The organism is Pseudomonas sp. KH_046_1 (assembly GCF_057839025.1).
Window position 1 is genome coordinate 2,073,373 of the sequence record NZ_CM174481.1, and the last position, 15,722, is coordinate 2,089,094.

At 49.1% G+C, this 15,722-nt stretch carries 13 protein-coding genes; 1 reads left to right on the top strand and 12 read right to left on the bottom strand.

All coding sequences use genetic code 11. The annotated features are described in order from the left end of the window. Window positions 1-226 precede the first annotated feature (226 nt). The 9 genes from AC3IT9_RS09475 to AC3IT9_RS09515 all read right to left on the bottom strand — a co-directional run bounded on the left by AC3IT9_RS09475 (window position 227) and on the right by AC3IT9_RS09515 (window position 10,640). Entirely contained in the window at window positions 227-961 is a 735-nt protein-coding gene (locus tag AC3IT9_RS09475) for a WecB/TagA/CpsF family glycosyltransferase (protein ID WP_489272759.1), read from the bottom strand. Window positions 962-1,141: 180 nt separating this feature from the next. Beyond that, window positions 1,142-2,143, bottom strand: coding sequence for a glycosyltransferase family 4 protein (locus tag AC3IT9_RS09480; protein WP_489272761.1), 1,002 nt, complete (start codon window positions 2,141-2,143; stop codon window positions 1,142-1,144). After that, window positions 2,140-2,703 carry a hypothetical protein gene (locus AC3IT9_RS09485; RefSeq protein WP_489272763.1) on the bottom strand — a complete coding sequence of 188 codons (564 nt, stop codon included), beginning with the start codon at window positions 2,701-2,703 and terminating at the stop codon, window positions 2,140-2,142. Before AC3IT9_RS09485 ends, AC3IT9_RS09480 begins: the two co-directional genes overlap by 4 nt. Continuing rightward, window positions 2,696-3,889 carry a hypothetical protein gene (locus AC3IT9_RS09490; protein WP_489272765.1) on the bottom strand — a complete coding sequence of 398 codons (1,194 nt, stop codon included), beginning with the start codon at window positions 3,887-3,889 and terminating at the stop codon, window positions 2,696-2,698. The genes AC3IT9_RS09485 and AC3IT9_RS09490 overlap by 8 nt, the downstream gene beginning before the upstream one ends. Next, entirely contained in the window at window positions 3,886-4,962 is a 1,077-nt protein-coding gene (locus AC3IT9_RS09495; protein ID WP_489272766.1) for a hypothetical protein, read from the bottom strand. The genes AC3IT9_RS09490 and AC3IT9_RS09495 overlap by 4 nt, the downstream gene beginning before the upstream one ends. Window positions 4,963-5,119: 157 nt before the next feature. Further along, on the bottom strand, window positions 5,120-6,388 hold the full coding sequence (gene wecC / locus AC3IT9_RS09500) for a UDP-N-acetyl-D-mannosamine dehydrogenase (RefSeq protein ID WP_489272767.1): 1,269 nt from the start codon (window positions 6,386-6,388) through the stop codon (window positions 5,120-5,122). 88 nt (window positions 6,389-6,476) lie between these two features. Then, window positions 6,477-7,595 carry a non-hydrolyzing UDP-N-acetylglucosamine 2-epimerase gene (gene wecB, locus AC3IT9_RS09505; RefSeq protein WP_489272768.1) on the bottom strand — a complete coding sequence of 373 codons (1,119 nt, stop codon included), beginning with the start codon at window positions 7,593-7,595 and terminating at the stop codon, window positions 6,477-6,479. 338 nt (window positions 7,596-7,933) lie between these two features. Further along, window positions 7,934-10,162 carry a polysaccharide biosynthesis tyrosine autokinase gene (locus AC3IT9_RS09510; RefSeq protein WP_489272770.1) on the bottom strand — a complete coding sequence of 743 codons (2,229 nt, stop codon included), beginning with the start codon at window positions 10,160-10,162 and terminating at the stop codon, window positions 7,934-7,936. A 37-nt stretch (window positions 10,163-10,199) separates the two neighbouring features. Next, on the bottom strand, window positions 10,200-10,640 hold the full coding sequence (locus tag AC3IT9_RS09515) for a low molecular weight protein-tyrosine-phosphatase (protein WP_489272772.1): 441 nt from the start codon (window positions 10,638-10,640) through the stop codon (window positions 10,200-10,202). A 648-nt stretch (window positions 10,641-11,288) separates the two neighbouring features. Between AC3IT9_RS09515 and rfaH the strand changes: the two genes are divergently transcribed. After that, on the top strand, window positions 11,289-11,819 hold the full coding sequence (gene rfaH, locus AC3IT9_RS09520) for a transcription/translation regulatory transformer protein RfaH (RefSeq protein ID WP_489273495.1): 531 nt from the start codon (window positions 11,289-11,291) through the stop codon (window positions 11,817-11,819). A 668-nt stretch (window positions 11,820-12,487) separates the two neighbouring features. On the opposite strand, the gene AC3IT9_RS09525 is transcribed toward rfaH, so the two are convergent. The 3 genes from AC3IT9_RS09525 to AC3IT9_RS09535 all read right to left on the bottom strand — a co-directional run bounded on the left by AC3IT9_RS09525 (window position 12,488) and on the right by AC3IT9_RS09535 (window position 15,699). Continuing rightward, window positions 12,488-13,882 carry an undecaprenyl-phosphate glucose phosphotransferase gene (locus tag AC3IT9_RS09525; protein ID WP_458371245.1) on the bottom strand — a complete coding sequence of 465 codons (1,395 nt, stop codon included), beginning with the start codon at window positions 13,880-13,882 and terminating at the stop codon, window positions 12,488-12,490. A 352-nt stretch (window positions 13,883-14,234) separates the two neighbouring features. Next, a complete protein-coding gene (locus AC3IT9_RS09530) occupies window positions 14,235-14,921 on the bottom strand; it encodes a winged helix-turn-helix domain-containing protein (protein WP_489272774.1) in 687 nt (228 codons plus the stop codon). A gap of 34 nt (window positions 14,922-14,955) precedes the next feature. Beyond that, the gene (locus tag AC3IT9_RS09535; RefSeq protein ID WP_489272775.1) at window positions 14,956-15,699 is read right to left on the bottom strand and encodes an EAL domain-containing protein; all 744 of its coding nucleotides are present in this window, start codon (window positions 15,697-15,699) and stop codon (window positions 14,956-14,958) included. Window positions 15,700-15,722: the final 23 nt, after the last annotated feature.

The window sequence follows — 15,722 nt, forward strand, 5'->3', positions numbered from 1 at the left end:
AGAAGCTCGCGTGCAAGGCCAAAAACTCTGAGCGTCCAGTAGCGTTAAGTATAGTTATTGATTCGAACTCGACGAGAGTGGACCTCTGGAGGCATTTCTCAGTGAGATTTATCTCGCGATTATTGCTCAAGAATACTCGTGTAGGACGCCTCGAAGGTCTGACGTTTTCTAACGCGATCGTTGTTTCTAACATTGCTTGGCCGCGCCACGAGCACGGCGATGATATTCAAGACCGCTTGAGCTTTTCCTTGATGAGTAACCAGGCGAATTTGCTGTTGGTAGTCAAGTAGCGCTTCCACATCCTGCCGGGTTCCTGGATAACACGGTACAGCCATTCCAGGCCGTACTTCTGCATCCATTGCGGCGCGCGTTTTACCTTCCCTGCGACCACATCGAACGTTCCGCCCACCCCCATGACAAAGGTGACACCCAACTGATCGCGCCAGCGGTTGATAAAGTTTTCTTTCATCGGCGAAGTGATGGCAACGAACAGCAGCTGCGCACCTGAAGCCCGAACCTTCTCGACCAGTGCGGCTTCGTCGTCCCAGAAGTAGCCATGGTGATATCCGGCGACTTTCAGCCCAGGGTAAAGCGCCTTCACCTTGCTGGCGGCGGTGGAAACGACGTCGTCCTTGGCGCCTAACAAGAACACCGAAAAGTGGTTAGTCGCGCTCATTTCCAGCAATTCATGAAACAGGTCGACACCCGCGACGCGTTCGGGCACTGAGTGGCCGAGAAAGCGGGCCCCCAACACCACACCCATACCGTCGATATTAATGATGTCACAGGAACGAACGGATTCGCTCAACTGAGGGTCGTCGCGCATGTTTACAAGCTTGGCGACATTCACAACCACGTGCTGGGTGAAGTGGCCGGCAGTAATCGCGTTGCGAATTGTCACGACGGTGTTGTTCATGGAGGCGACATCCATGGGGCAGCCCAGAACCTCAATTCTCTTCATGATGAAATTCAGTATTCCTATAATATTGGGATAAAATACGTGAGCGATCTCGCAGCATTCTATGCGTTGCACGAAAATTTATAGCTGTGAGTATTGTTATGTGCTCTAACTTTGCGGTTAGCTATCCATTCGACTAATAAACAAATTAATTGATGGCTGATGAAGTGGTAGTTGCGCGGATTATTTCAAAGCTGCGCGATAGTTTTCTAAAAATAGTTGCATGCCATACTGATTAGCTATCAAGCTACTTCGGTCGATGAGAGTTTTCATTCGTGTTTTTTGTTTCGATAAGTCGATAGCATGGGTGAGCGCCGTTAAAAACGATGCAGGGTTGGCGTGACTGAAAGAAATTGATAAGTCGTCGAGGGAGCATAGTTCTATTAATGCGGGAACGTCAGAGTGGATTAAAATCCTACCGTGGTACATCGATTCAATTGCCACTAAGCCGAAACCTTCTTCAATAGAAGGCATGATATTTATATGGCAATGCGCAATTTTTGTGAATGGGCTTTCAACTTCGCCTAGAAGAGTTATGTTTATATTGTCAGGCAGGTGCTTGGTTTTATCTAGGATCTGCTCTTTTAACGGACCGTCACCTATAATGGTTAATCGAATTTTGGCGTCGGATAGCGCAATATAATCTATTAACTCCAGAATGCCCTTCCAGGGATGAAGCCCCCCTACGTAGCTTAGGTCTATGGTGTTTGCCGGATACTCTGGATATGCGGCAGTGCCAGCTGTTATAGGGTTTTTAATTAACTTTATCTTGCGAGAAAGAATTCCCATTTTAACGAACCCGTCGCGGACGGTTTCGGAGACTGCGATATAGTTATCAGTTTTAAAAAATCGAAATATAATTTTTTTTGATTTGTAATCTGCATGGGCGTAGAAGCAGGTCTTTATTCCAAGAAAACGAAGGATTGGTACCAACGGTAAATAAAATCGAGAATGGATGATGATCCATTCGGGTTTCAATTGAATTGAAGTCCATAGAAGTTTGAGAGCCCAACACCCTCCGCCAATAATGTTGTGTTTGTCACAAAGATTGTCTTGTCTATATTTGCTAAAGCTGAACGTTTCTTTTCCTTGAGCGGCATCATCTTTTCTTAGAATTGCTAAAATTCTTTGCGCGCCTCCTCGTAACGGAGTTGCATCATTTATGAGGTGTAATATTCGCTTCATTTGAAAAAACTCTCTTGATGCTGAGAGGTTAGTGATTTTTGTTCATTAGTTCCATATAAAAGGCCTGCCTGCATTTGTTTAGTGACAATAGCGTTTGCTGCTACGCAAACACTTTCCTCGAAAATCAATGGGCCGAGAACAACAGAGTTAATGCCGATAAAGCTATCTGCAAAAAAATGTGGCTGTTTTATTATTTTATCGTTTCTGCATAATGTGCGGCCTAAATTACCACCCAAAGTACTACCTTGCATGATCTTCATATTGGCGGTTGAATGAACTCCGTCGCCAATCACTATACCTATGGGGTGTGGCATGTATATCCCGCTGTAAAGCTTTGCTCTGTAATCAATGTCAACCTTAAACAGCAAGAAGTTAACCCACCATATAAATTTTGGTAGTAGTGGGATTTTTAAGGAGTGAACTTGGTGTGACACGCGGTATAAAAATGAACAGATAAAAGATGGGGAGAGCGCACACCTAAATTTTGCCGAGATGCTAGAAGGATCTAGGCCTTTGTTTTGTGCAATAAATTTAAGGTCGGAGTTGATAAGATTAAACATGTCGTAATTCACTTCTTGGTGAGCAATAGGTTCTGGCAGCAAAGTATGGTGCTAGATACATCATGAAATAAAATGTGGGGTAATAAAAAGCCGCGCAAAATACCAGGGAGACCAGGATTATCATTTGCGTTTTTTCAGTCCTTTTAGTTGCCATATTGCATGTCGCGTAAAAGTCAAGAAAGAATAGAAGGGCGCCAACTAAGCCAAGTTCAAACACCACTACATAAGATTCGCTTGTGTCACGTGCGGTTTTGCTTTTTTCTGGACTTGCCCGAGATGATAGGTTCTCCTGGTAAGCGACTTCCCCCCAGGTAGAAAGGCCATTGCCAAACAGTAATGAAGGTAGCGAAAAATTTTTTTCGATATAAGTTGCTGTTTTAAGGACTGTAACGCTTCTTGCGGATACTGATCGATCATCTCCAGCTGCGCCAGATAAAGTATCACTAAAGGTTAGCGCTAAAAGAAATATTATTGGGGCGATGCATACGATGATGAGGAGATGTTTTTGGATTTTGTGGACGTATTTTTCGTAAAAAAATATAGAAGTAGACAACAAGACGAAGTATAGCGTTAGCCTATTTTCACTTAAATATAGGCACGTAAAAGATAGGCCCATCAAGAGAATAGAAGGCCGTTTTTCATCCGTGGTCATTATATATCCTATAAAAGCCGAAGCTAGATATAGGCCATACCAGTTAGGCTCAAGAAAAAAGCCTCGCATGCGATTGGCAATGCTGCCGCCATCGATGTAATAGGTGTCCGAAAGACCGCCTAGTGAAATTTGATAGTTAAAGACTGCGTACAATAAATACTGAGCGAATCCAGTCGCTACTAACAGGATTAGGGTTCGCTTAAAAAATAAATTGAAGTTGATTTTGTTTGCGTATGTAAAAATTGCAGCGTGTGTCATTATGGCTAGGATAAAATATGAAAGTACAACTATGTATGTTTTTAGGTCTGTGGCGATAAATGCATGAAGCGAAAGATAGATAAGCAGAAAGATAATTGTTCTATTTTGGCGGGCATATTGTCTAAGCCATTTTCTAGCTGATATTGCGCTTAGCGCCATCGCTATTATCAGCAGCAGGTGCGATATGTGAATCCTGAAGTCTTCAAGATTGATTTTTATCAAGCTGTCGAGCGAGAATAAAAGGATGGCAGGCATGATGATTTTTGATATTTTCACTTGTGCATGCGCCTAATGACTTGCGAAAGAGCAATGCTTAATAAAAAACTTAGTGTAATGCATATCATAATTTCATTTAAGGTTTTTGCTAAAAAGCCAATCAAAATAAGTGTTAGTGCTGAAATGGTGCTAGAGGTAAGGATCGGAGTGATATGTTTCTGCATTCGTAGTGATATTGATGATAGTCCAGAACTGCTATTGGCAGCTGCTAAGAGTGTGGCATATACAAGTTCTTGCGTGGTTATGGGGATTTTGGTAATGCTTTGGATTGTCTCAGAGCCTATAGCTATTAGTATTATTCCATAGGCTGCTGTAAGTGACAGAATTATAGGGAAAGCGGCTTTGTTGGTTGATTTTTTCGATATAAGAAAAGATCCTGCTATTGTGCCTGCTTGGAGAATAGGCATGAATAAAGTATAAATGATTCTAAGTTGGCCGCTTTCATCGGCTCGGCCAACAGCGGGTAAGTAATAAAAGAAATAATTACTGCATATCCACAGCATGATTGCTGTGACTAGACTGCTTAAGTCAGCGGCGACTTTCTCTTTATTTTCGTATTTTATTATGGGTAAAAGCAGCAGGTATGTTACGCCTAGCGCTCCATAGGTTATAAGCCATAAAGATAACGATGCTTGTGTGTAGTTGAGCAACCATAGTGATGTCATGGTCAGGGCGAAGCTGGTTGCAGATACTAGTGTTAGTTTGTTGTGTTCGCCGTTTAGTGCGTTAATTCTTCTGACTATGAATAGTGCAGAGTTTCCTAGGGTGAATGCCAGTACCGGGAAAAATTGAGACTGCTCTATGAAGAATAGACAAAGGAACGACGCTATTAGGCTTAGTATCGATAGTTTTGTAATTATTGTTCCTCGAGAAAGTCCTCTTTTTCCTTTTATCGCTGTGGGTTCGATGTACGCGGAATTGAATATTGCTGTCACCATAAGGCTTGTGCTTAGTGCAATTGCGTATATTGAAAAATCTGCAGCGCCAAATTCGCGGGCTAGCGTAATGGAAAAAATAAATAGCGATAGTGATGACAGCCCTTGATCGATGGAAAGTCTAATTATGTACTGCATTGTTTGTTTCTCATCTTGTTTGGGCTTGTTGAGTCTTGAAGTTTTAGTTGTTGGAAGTATTGCCGTATCTAAGCGGTGGCCAATATTAAAATTTGGCCACCGTGTAAGATATGGTTGTATATGAAATAGAGAGATTATTAGCTGATTGTTTGCTTTATTAGTTGCTCATTAGTCCGCGTGCATCAACTATATGGTTACCTGCGAAAATTTGCGATTTAGCTTCTTTGAACTCCTTGTGGTCAACTAAAATCACGACTATGTCTGATTCTGTCAATGCTTGTTCAAGAGTGTTGAGTGATAGTTTTTTGTTTAATGTATCTGGTAATGCCTGAATATTCGGTTCCACTACGACCACTTGCCCTGAATGCGTTGCTGCGATCTCAGTGGCAATAAACAGGGCTGGACTTTCCCGCAAGTCATCAATATCTGGTTTGAATGCTAATCCGAAGCACGCAATCGACACTTCCCGCGCGGTCTTATCCGGGTTGGCTTGCAGAAACTCGGCTACAGCCAGTTTGACCTTGTCAATCACCCATTGTGGCTTGCTGTCATTCACTTCGCGGGCCGTACGAATCAGGCGCGCCTGTTCTGGTGTTTTACTGACGATAAACCACGGATCAACTGCAATGCAGTGTCCGCCAACCCCGGGGCCAGGTTGCAGGATATTGACCCTTGGGTGGCGGTTGGCCAGGCGGATCAGTTCCCAAACATTGATATCCAGCTTGTCGCAAATCATCGAGAGTTCGTTGGCGAATGCGATGCTCACATCGCGAGAGCTGTTCTCGGTGAGTTTGCACATTTCCGCAGTGCGGGCGTTGGTGACGATGCATTCGCCCTGGACGAAGATCTTGTAAAGGCTGATGGCCAATGCGGAGCATTTCGGTGTCATGCCACCGATAACACGGTCGTTCTGTACCAACTCGTGCAGCACATGGCCGGGCAGTACACGTTCCGGGCAGTGGGCAATGCGGATGTCGGAGCTTTCACCGTGGGTTTGCGGAAAGCTCAGGTCTGGACGGGCTTCGGCAAGCCAGGCGGCCATCTGTTCGGTGGCGCCGACCGGGGAGGTCGATTCTAGAATGACCAGATCGCCTTTCTTCAACACCGGTGCAATGCTTTTACTGGCCGATTCGATGTAGCTCAGGTCCGGTTCATGGTCGCCCTTGAACGGAGTTGGCACCGCAATCAGAAAAGCATCGGCGGGTTCCGGCCGGGTGGAGGCGCGCAGGTAGCCTTCAGTCACGGCGGCATGTACAACCATGTCCAGGTCTGGTTCAACGATATGAATCTGACCGCGGTTGATGATATCAACCGCGTTTTGATTAACGTCGACGCCGATCACTTGTTTTTTGCGCGATGCGAAGACAGCCGCAGTGGGCAAGCCGATATACCCGAGACCAACGACGGAGATGGTGTTGAAAGGCATGGTGCGTCCTTGAATGGTAATGTGTAGATACGTTGTTCAAGCGAGCTAACAGCCGAGCAAAGCCACGGCTGTTAAGTAAGGGAGGGGATTAACGAGCGAGCAGCGCCTCGATGATGCGCTGGCAGGCGTTACCGTCGCCGTAAGGGTTGTGGGCGCGACTCATTGTTTGGTAGGCGGCCGTATCGGTCAGCAAGCGGTTCAACTCGCGGGCGATATCGGCGGTTTCGGTGCCGACCAGTTTCACCGTGCCCGCGGCAACGGCCTCTGGCCGTTCTGTGGTATCGCGCATCACCAGCACGGGTTTGCCCAGTGACGGCGCTTCCTCCTGGATGCCACCGGAGTCGGTCAAGATGATGTGCGCACGGCTCATCATGTGGACGAAAGGCAGGTAGTCCAGGGGCTCGATCAGGTAGATGTTGTGAATGCCGGTCAGAAGTCGATTGACCGGCTCGCGCACATTGGGGTTGAGGTGCACGGGATAGACGATATCAACCTCTGGATGTTGCTGGGCAACCTCCATCAACGCCTGACAGATGCGCTCGAAGCCGTCACCGAAACTTTCCCGGCGATGGCCTGTAACGAGGATCAGTTTTCGAGCTGGGTTCAGGAAGGCCGCCGGTGCAGATGCCTGGGCAAGCAGTGCCTGGTCCTGATCGAGACGCTTGACGACATCCAGCAGGGCATCGATCACGGTGTTGCCCGTGACGACGATAGTGGCTGGATCAACGCCCTCGCGCAGCAGATTGGCTTGTGACGTTTCGGTTGGCGCGAAATGCAGGTTGGCCAACGCCCCCGTGAGTTTACGATTGCCTTCTTCCGGCCACGGCGAGTAGAGGTTACCCGTGCGCAAACCGGCCTCTACGTGCGCAACCGGAATCTGCTGGTAGTAGGCCGCGAGGCTGGCAGCGAAGGTGGTGGCGGTATCTCCGTGAACCAACACAATATCGGGTTTGAATTCTGCGAGGACTTTCTTCAGCCCTTGCAGGATGGCGCTGGTGACATCGGTCAGGTCCTGGCCGGGTTTCATGATGTTCAGGTCGAAGTCCGGCTCAATGGCAAACAACCCCAACACTTGATCGAGCATTTCACGGTGCTGGCCGGTGACGCAGACTTTCGCCTCAAAGCGTTCATCTGCCGCCAGTGCCAGCGCAAGTGGAGCCATTTTAATGGCTTCAGGACGGGTACCAAAAATGCATAGGGTCTTCATAGGGCGATCCATTGCTATGTTCGTAGCTGAAGGTGGAGGGATGTTTGGACTGACTAACAAATGCCGTTTCAGATCGATGCTGTATAAAACAACGTTGACCCAACCTTTGTTGATCCAGAGAAATACGCCGAATTAACGGATAACCATTGACGTGGGGTACCACGAATTTGATTTTTTCCACGCTACCGCCCCAGGATTAATTGCCAGTCCCTGAGAGCGTCATTATTTACTAATGTGTCTGCATCTTTTTTCAGCTGCAGTTAGCAAGGTGGAGTTGATATGGCTACCGCCATGCACTTTTGCTCGACGGTAGCGGGGTATAGACAATAGTTAGTTAACTAAACATTCTCGGATTTATATTCGTAGTTGTAATAACCATAATCGGCATAACCATATTTGGCCGAGGCGCGTTTTTCAACACCATTGAAAATTGCGCCTTTCAAATCAATGCCATTTTGTGCAAAGCGGCGAATGGTCAATTCAATTTCACGAACAGGGTTAAGTGCAAAGCGCGTCACAATCAAGCTGGTGCCCGACTGGCGGCCGACAATCGCCGCATCCGTCACTGCGAGCAACGGCGGGGTATCCAGAATCACCAGGTCGTACTGGGCGCTGACTTCGTCCAGGAAGGCACTGAAGTTCGCATGCATTAGCAGTTCTGAAGGGTTGGGCGGTATTTGCCCGCGGCCAATAATGTCAAGGTGCTCGAATTCAGTTTTATTGATCGCGGTTGCCAGGTCGCAGCGCTTGACGAGTAAATCCGACAGCCCGTTTTCAGCGGGAGTCCCGAATACTTTATGCAAATACCCTTTGCGCATATCCACGTCGATCAGCAATACACGCTGGCCGGTCTGAGCGATGACTGCAGCGAGGTTGGCAGAAACGAACGTTTTACCTACCTTGGGGCTCGGACCGGAGATCATCAGGCGATTATTGCTGGCTTCGAGCATGGCGAAGTGCAGGCTGGTGCGCAGGCTGCGCAATCCTTCTATGGCCAGGTCGGTGGGGTGACTGCTGGCCAGTATAGGGGCGGCGTTGTTAGCGCGGCCTCGGCCACTTCGGTGGGTTTTGTTTTCTTCACCTTTTTGCAGTGTGCTGAAAGGAATGGATGCATACACCGGCAACCCCAGCTGTTCAATTTGATCCGGATTGTCCACGCCACGATTAAGGGCTTTGCGAAAAAGCACTAATGCAGTCGCCAGAAAAGCCCCGAACAGGGTGGCAATGAGTACGATCAGGGGCTTCCTGGGTTTAACGGGCTTGCGCAGATCCACATCGGCAGTATCGATCAAGCGCACGTTGCCCACGGTGCCGGCGCGCATTACATCCAGTTCCTGGGATTTATTCAGGAGCTGGGTATAAATTTCGGTGCTGACTTTTACATCGCGGGTGAGGCTAAGCAGTTCTTGCTGCGTTGAAGGCAGGCCCTCGACTTTTTTGGCCAAGCCATCCTGCTTGCTTGTCAGCTCGCCTAATTGGCTGAGCAAGGCCCGATAGGCGGGATGCTGACGGGTAAACTTGCGATCCATTTCCGCTTGCTGCAATTTCAATTCGGAGATGCTGGTATCAAGCGCCACGATCTGATCGAGAATGGCTTTGGCTTCCAGGCTGATATCGATGGATTTACTACGAATTTGATACTTGTTCAGGGCGTTTTCGGCTTTTTCCAGGTCTTTGCGGACCTGAGGCAGTTGATCGTTTAGAAACTCCAGGCTTTGAGCGGCTTCGGCCGATGTCCGCTCAACATTTTGCCTTACATAGAGCTTGGCGATTTCATTGAGGATTTGAATGGCTTTGGCTGGTTCTTCGCTTTCAAGAGCCAGTCCGATTATGCCGGATTCTTTACCGCGCTCTGATACATCTAGTACCTTTTGGTACTTCAAAATACTGGTCAGGCGTGGGTCACGTACGATGTTGAACGTTGTACCAGGATTCGCCTGCAACACTTCGACCTGCAGTTTAATGCCGTCTTTGTCATAGGCTTGGCCAACTTGGCCTTCGACCAGGATATTGTCGTCTTCATCCAACAAAGTGAAGTGGCCACTTTCACCGCTGACGAAAGTTAGTTCCTGACCCAGAAGCTCTTGTGGGAGTTCGAGCTGAAATATTTTCAGGGTTTCGCCACCCCAGGCAAAACTGTTCATGCCAAACCATGGCGTCGCGACCGCATTAACAGCGTCTGGCTTGAACCGACGAGCAATAAAGTCGCCGATCAACGGAAAATGGTTCGGCTCGACAGTGATATCGAGCGACAGATTGTCGACAACCTTGCCGATGATGGCGCGCGATTTGATTAATTCAATTTCTGTGGCTGAAGGTGACTCTTTACCCAACATGCTGTTGATATCGGAGAAGCCGAGCATGTCATTTTTTTTAGCCTCCACCTGTATCAACGCAGTTGCCTGGTAAACAGGATTGGCCAACACCGCATAGGCCGTTCCAACGGCCATGGAGGCAGCAGTGATCCCGGCAATCAACCATTTATGATCGACCAGTGTCCCGAGTAGGCCCATCAAGTCGATATCATCATCATCGTCATGTGAGGTTAATGCTGGAGTTTGCTGCATAAGTGAGTTCTTTTTTAACAAGTATTCGAGGAATGGTTTAGCGTGCGAGACGCCTTGCCCAGGCGGTTACTGCTTCTTCAATCAACGCGTATGCATGCACAAAAGACGGTTTGCCTTGACGGTAGGGGTCGCTGATTTCGCGGTTGTTCTGCCACTTGCCCAGCAAGAAGACCTTTCCTCGCGCTTCAGGCGCGATCTTGAGAACACGGTCTATGTGCGACTGCTCCATCACCAGGATCAGATCCGATTCGCTGATGGCTGCTGGGGTCAGTTGATTGGCTTTGTGCTCTGTTGGCAGATGGCCATGCTCTTCCAGTACGATCCGGGCGGTGGGCTCGATAGGGTGGTCTTGTAGCGCGCCAAGACCCGCGGAGCTGACTTCGATGTCGGACCGGAGCAGTGCTTCTCGCAACAAATGTTCTGCAGTAGGGCTTCGGCAAATGTTGCCAATGCAAACGATTAGAATCTTGTTAAACAAGGCAACCTCCCTGGAAATTCCACACTTGCGGTGATGGTGCAATTGGAAAGACTGAAATTCTGTTTTTCTTCAATGGCACTTTTATGACGGTTTGCAGCTATTGGGTGTGTGCCTCTTTCCGTGAGGAATTACCGTACTGGATGAAACTTTTCACTGCGAAGACTCTGGTCTGCTGGAATCTCGACTTGGAGCGTGCTTGACGGTTGCTATGCTAAAAATCATAACTGGCAACCCACGACAAACTCAACCATTAAATGCCACGTGATTATTGAGTGCTTGCGGAAAAAAAATATCAATATATAAAGTCAGATATTAAATAACATCGCCAACTCTTAAAATAACATTTCGTTGTGTTATCGGACAAATTCTAACATTCTCGGCTTTTTTGTGTTGTGCAGTAGTGGGCTGTGTTAAATAGCGTGAGGCGCGGTTTGATGATTAGTGCTGGGGATTGCTTTGGGTAAAGCGTTCTCCAGCATTCGTTTATTGCCAATAAGTTTCGCATGTTTTTAAAGGGCGCAGTTTCCATGGTCGGCCAATTCCGTTTCTCAGGTGCGTTTCCATCCTTGGGAGAAATCCGTCGCAAGGTCGAGGAGAAAACCACGGAGCTACTTGGCCACATAGGCGTAGAAGGGGTTGATTGTGTCCATCCATAGTGCTTCGGCAGTTCAAACGACCTTGCCTGAGCGTCTCACTGCCAGTGCCTGGTATTTGGTCCAATGTAAGGCGAGCCAGGACGAGCGTGCAGAGATCAATCTGGTTAACCAGGGGTATACCTGTTTTCGCCCTACGCACCAGCGTGAGCGTGATTTACAGGGACGCAGGAGGACTGTTCGCGAATCGCTGTTCCCGGGTTATCTGTTTATCCAGCTCGGCTCGGGTGAGAGCTGGGCGCCATTGCGTTCTACCCGCGGTGTACTGCGAATTGTCAGTTTTGGAGGCAAGCCGCTGCCCGTCGGTGATGACTTGATCGCGCAACTTTATGAGCACGATAGCGCAGCCCCTGTGGAGGCCCGGTTTGCCTGTGGAGAGAGGGTGCGTATCAATGAGGGGCCTTTTGTCGATGTGGAAGCGATCTTCCTGGCGATGGAGGGAGAGCAGCGAGTGTTGCTCCTGATGACACTGCTGCAGCGTGAGCAAAGAATCAGCGTCCCCTTGGTTGATATCAGTAAGCATTGATACGGCGCATTGCTCGTTTGTAATCATCGGAATCTTCCTTGCGGCGTCTTTCAAGGACGATGCCATGCCGCTCTGATTCGCCAAGCGCATTTCAGGGTATGGATCTGGCGGTTGTAGCCCGTGCATCCGCCAGGATGTTTGTGGGCTCCCGTCACAATGCGCTCGGCCAGCCAATCAACGAGCAGATACCGTTCTGGCAACAAGGTCCGTTGCCCTCATCTTCGCTTCCCCCCAGTAGGCATTAAGCTTTTTTCGCAGCACCAGGAAAGCAGTGGTCTCAGCCAAGGCCGCATCTTTGCGGCGTAGCTGGCGTTCCGGCCCGCGAATACGGTTTTTGTCGTCACGGGATTGCCCTGCATCCACTTTTTAGCGATCGACTGCTGTCGTTGCGCCTGCCTGACGCAAGTTTGTTGAGCTGCAAAGGGTTCAGCCTGAAGGCAAGTCCGGGCGTGCCAATATCGCCCTGATATCTGGTCAACAAGCTGTGCGGTATCGAGCGGAGATTTAAGAGAAGTCGGCGATGAACATCGCCACGAAAGTCGGCAGCAGAACAACTTGCCGGTGTTGGTGCGGTTGCAGGCGTGGCTGGTGAAGATCCAGCCACGGGTGACGAGGCTAACGCACTGGGAAAATGGCTTGCTTTCCCTGGTTAGCCTGCAGGCGCACCATCAATAAATGTCTTTTGACAGCAAGGTGAACGGCGTCTTCACCAGGATTTTCACATCCAGCCACAACGACCAGTTATTGATGTACTTGAGGTCGATCTCGACGCGCTTCTGCATCTTGTCGATGGTGTCGGTCTCGCCGCGGCAACCATTGATTTGAGCTAGCCCGGTGATCCCCGGTTTGATTCGGTGGCGGGCCATGTAGGCGAGAATCTTGCCGGAGTAGTAGTTATTGTGTGCAACGGCATGAGGGCGTGGCCCGACCAGCGCCATATGGCCCTGCAAGACGTTGAACAATTGCGGTAGCTCATCGATGGAAGTGCGACGGATAAAGCGCCCGATCGGGGTGATCCGCGAGTCGTTACGACTGGCTTGTTTTACCTCGTGATCGTCATGCACGCGCATCGAGCGAAACTTCCAGACCTTGATGACCTTCCCGTTCCACCCGTGACGGTCCTGTTTGAAAAATACCGGACCATGGGAGGTGAATTTGACGGCCAGGCCAATGATCAACAGCAACGGGCTCAGAGCGACAATGGCCATCAGCGCCACGCTTTTATCGAGCAGGCTTTTACTCAGTGCGGCAGTGGGTTGGCTGGACAGCGGGCATTCAATCAAATGGATTGCCGGCATGCCATCCACATCACTGACCGAGTGATTGAGCAGCGTCAGGCTGTTCAAGTCCGGGACCCAGACAACATCTACGTTGGCATCCAACAAGTCGACATACATTTCTTCGATTTGTACCGCTTCGCTCAGGGGCAGCGTGATGTACAGGCGTCGGATGTCATGAGTCTTGATCAGTTCGAGCAGTTCCTCTTGCGGGCCTACGACAGGTGGCGCACCTGTCTCCAGCAAAGGAGTGGTGTCGGAGCTTACCAGGCCGACCAATGGGAAGTGCTCGAGGGCGCGAAGCTTGTTAGCCAATCCCAGTGCCAGCTCGCCAGTACCAACAATCAGCGTTCTACGCTCAATTTGAAGTGCCCGTTGGTAGTACTTCGAAAAACCATGCAGTGGGACGTACAGCAGCGCCTGCCCGATGTAGCTGCAGAAAGCCCATGTCAGAATGATTTGACGGGAAAACAGTTCGTTGGCCTTGCAGAGGAAGGCGACAATAGCCAGCGCTGCCAGTGTCATTGACCAACCCATCAGGAGTCTTACCAGGCCCTCCAGGTAATTGTCCTTCTTTGCATAGACACCGCACCATGTATAGGCCGGAACCGATGCAAGCACAGTAAGCGTTGCGCAGACTCGATAATAGAACTCTACCGTACCCGTCTGGTAGTAAACCAATATTAATAACAGGGCAACAACAAAGCCTTGGCCAAGTGCCCACTGTCCCCAGAAGGTCAGTCCTTTGAGGGTGGTATTTCGATTGATACGAAGATTGTTAACCATACGGTATCCCCAAAATACGTCCATTCGCGTTTCGACAGACAAGAGCCAAAATACGTGCAGCAAGAGTTATTGTTCATATCAGATGGCGAAGCATTGACGACCGAAACGCCACATGCGCGGCGCTGTCATCAGTGCATAGGTTAAATTATTAGTGCGGGGACTGTCTGACGACTTTTAACGAGGGGGTGGTGTATCTGGTTGATATGTCTGGACAAGAAGCGCGTTATAAATAGTCTGGATTCAACGTTTTTAACGTGGCTTTATAGAGGGGGTGGTGAGGGGGGTGCGGGGGGTAAAATGGCGTGCTTTATTATTGTTGTATAGCACTGCCGGGGCGAACAATTTGAATTGTTCAGGCCAGATTTTTTACGCGTACGATTTTTTGTATCACGCAGTACCCACGATTCCTCACGGCACGAAAAAGGCGTTCGCCGTTACTGGCGTTTTTAAACTTTTCCTGTAACCGGCTCAGGCACATTTCGAGACCCCGATAATGCTCAGGTTCTCTGCCGATGCTACGGATAAGGTCGTCCTTGCTGACCACGCGATCATCATGGTGCAGCATTTTTTTAAGCAGCGTGGCCTCCAGGCCAGTCAAGGCGATCTCCACGTCATCTTTGACCAACGCGCCGCTGACATCGCTCAGTCGCCAGGTTTCAGTCGGCGCAACGTGCGGTTTGGCCGGCTGGGAGACACATTCCCTGGTGTCATCCCTGGAGTCGTTTGCAGTTGATGTGAAATGAGTAAATTTCGTTATGGCTTGCGCAGCTTGCCATTCGGACTTGAAGGTCGAAAGTATGCGCTGCGTATCATGCTTGATAACCGGAGGAGCCATTTTGGCCACATGCGGGGAAATAAATTCCATAAGCTTGGGGGCAGAAGTGGGTGGGGCGACGCCCTCAAAAAACATCTTTGCCTGTGACGTACCGTAAGCGTTATATCGCTTGCTGGACAGCAATGCCTCAAGCTCTAGTTGTAGTGCGGGGTTATGTGTAACCACGACAAAGTATTTTCTGGGGAGGTTTGTGCTGCTATCCATGGCTCTCTCCTGAGTTGCACGTCTGGGTCTTGGTTTAAAGGTTGTCGGCAGGGGAGTAATGACTCCCTTGGAAGTAATCGAAGGGCAGTGCGCGTGCCAGTATATGGCTGGCAGCATGCTCGACTCTGTCCGCTATAAAGGAGACTTTTGTGTTGTGAGTGAGCGTGGTCATGCGTTCGTGGAGACGATTGAATAACTCTGGGTTGCCACTGAGCTTGAGGCTCAAGTCTAGAGAGGAAGTGGAAATCTTTATATAGTCGAATAGATTCAGGGTTGTAAAGATTTCGATACTTTCATCGTCGATGTTGTAGTCGTCGAGCGCGATTTCTATGCCGTGATCTTTCAACAGATATACGTTGTGAAGGATTTTCTTTTTTTCTGCGAAGCTGACTGCCGAGAGGGGGAGCTCATTAAGCACGATAACCAGCGTCTGGCCAAATTCGCGCAGAGCGGCGCCGGACTGAATCAGCTCTTCGGTGAGCGCAGAGTTGGCGAGATCCGACTGTCCTACGCAAACAAATCTACGGCTTAGGTATTTATTTCCGTTGGTGGAGTTGTGATCTTTCAGCGAAAATGCAATCAGCCTGGTTTGCATCAGTACTTCACTGTAGATCCCACTCATCTGATGCGCCTCTGGCGCGTAGGAGGCGGAAGCGGAGTCGTCAAAATGTATTCTGATCTCGCTACCAAACGGGCAGTCGTCCCGAGTGAGGATCAATTGTCGAGACAGGTAATGCTCTGCGTGACCGTAGAGTCGCACGCTCCCTGTTGCGTTCATAAAACAGAAACTCCCTTTTGCAT

Bases quoted from the DNA above. Each gene is read 5' to 3' on its own strand.
- AC3IT9_RS09485 (WP_489272763.1), bottom strand. From the start codon at position 2,703: ATGTTTAATCTTATCAACTCCGACCTTAAATTTATTGCACAAAACAAA.
- AC3IT9_RS09510 (WP_489272770.1), bottom strand. From the start codon at position 10,162: ATGCAGCAAACTCCAGCATTAACCTCACATGACGATGATGATGATATC.
- AC3IT9_RS09495 (WP_489272766.1), bottom strand. From the start codon at position 4,962: ATGCAGTACATAATTAGACTTTCCATCGATCAAGGGCTGTCATCACTA.
- wecB (WP_489272768.1), bottom strand. From the start codon at position 7,595: ATGAAGACCCTATGCATTTTTGGTACCCGTCCTGAAGCCATTAAAATG.
- AC3IT9_RS09480 (WP_489272761.1), bottom strand. From the start codon at position 2,143: ATGAAGCGAATATTACACCTCATAAATGATGCAACTCCGTTACGAGGA.
- AC3IT9_RS09475 (WP_489272759.1), bottom strand. From the start codon at position 961: ATGAAGAGAATTGAGGTTCTGGGCTGCCCCATGGATGTCGCCTCCATG.
- AC3IT9_RS09525 (WP_458371245.1), bottom strand. From the start codon at position 13,882: ATGGTTAACAATCTTCGTATCAATCGAAATACCACCCTCAAAGGACTG.
- AC3IT9_RS09530 (WP_489272774.1), bottom strand. From the start codon at position 14,921: ATGGATAGCAGCACAAACCTCCCCAGAAAATACTTTGTCGTGGTTACA.
- AC3IT9_RS09535 (WP_489272775.1), bottom strand. From the start codon at position 15,699: ATGAACGCAACAGGGAGCGTGCGACTCTACGGTCACGCAGAGCATTAC.
- wecC (WP_489272767.1), bottom strand. From the start codon at position 6,388: ATGCCTTTCAACACCATCTCCGTCGTTGGTCTCGGGTATATCGGCTTG.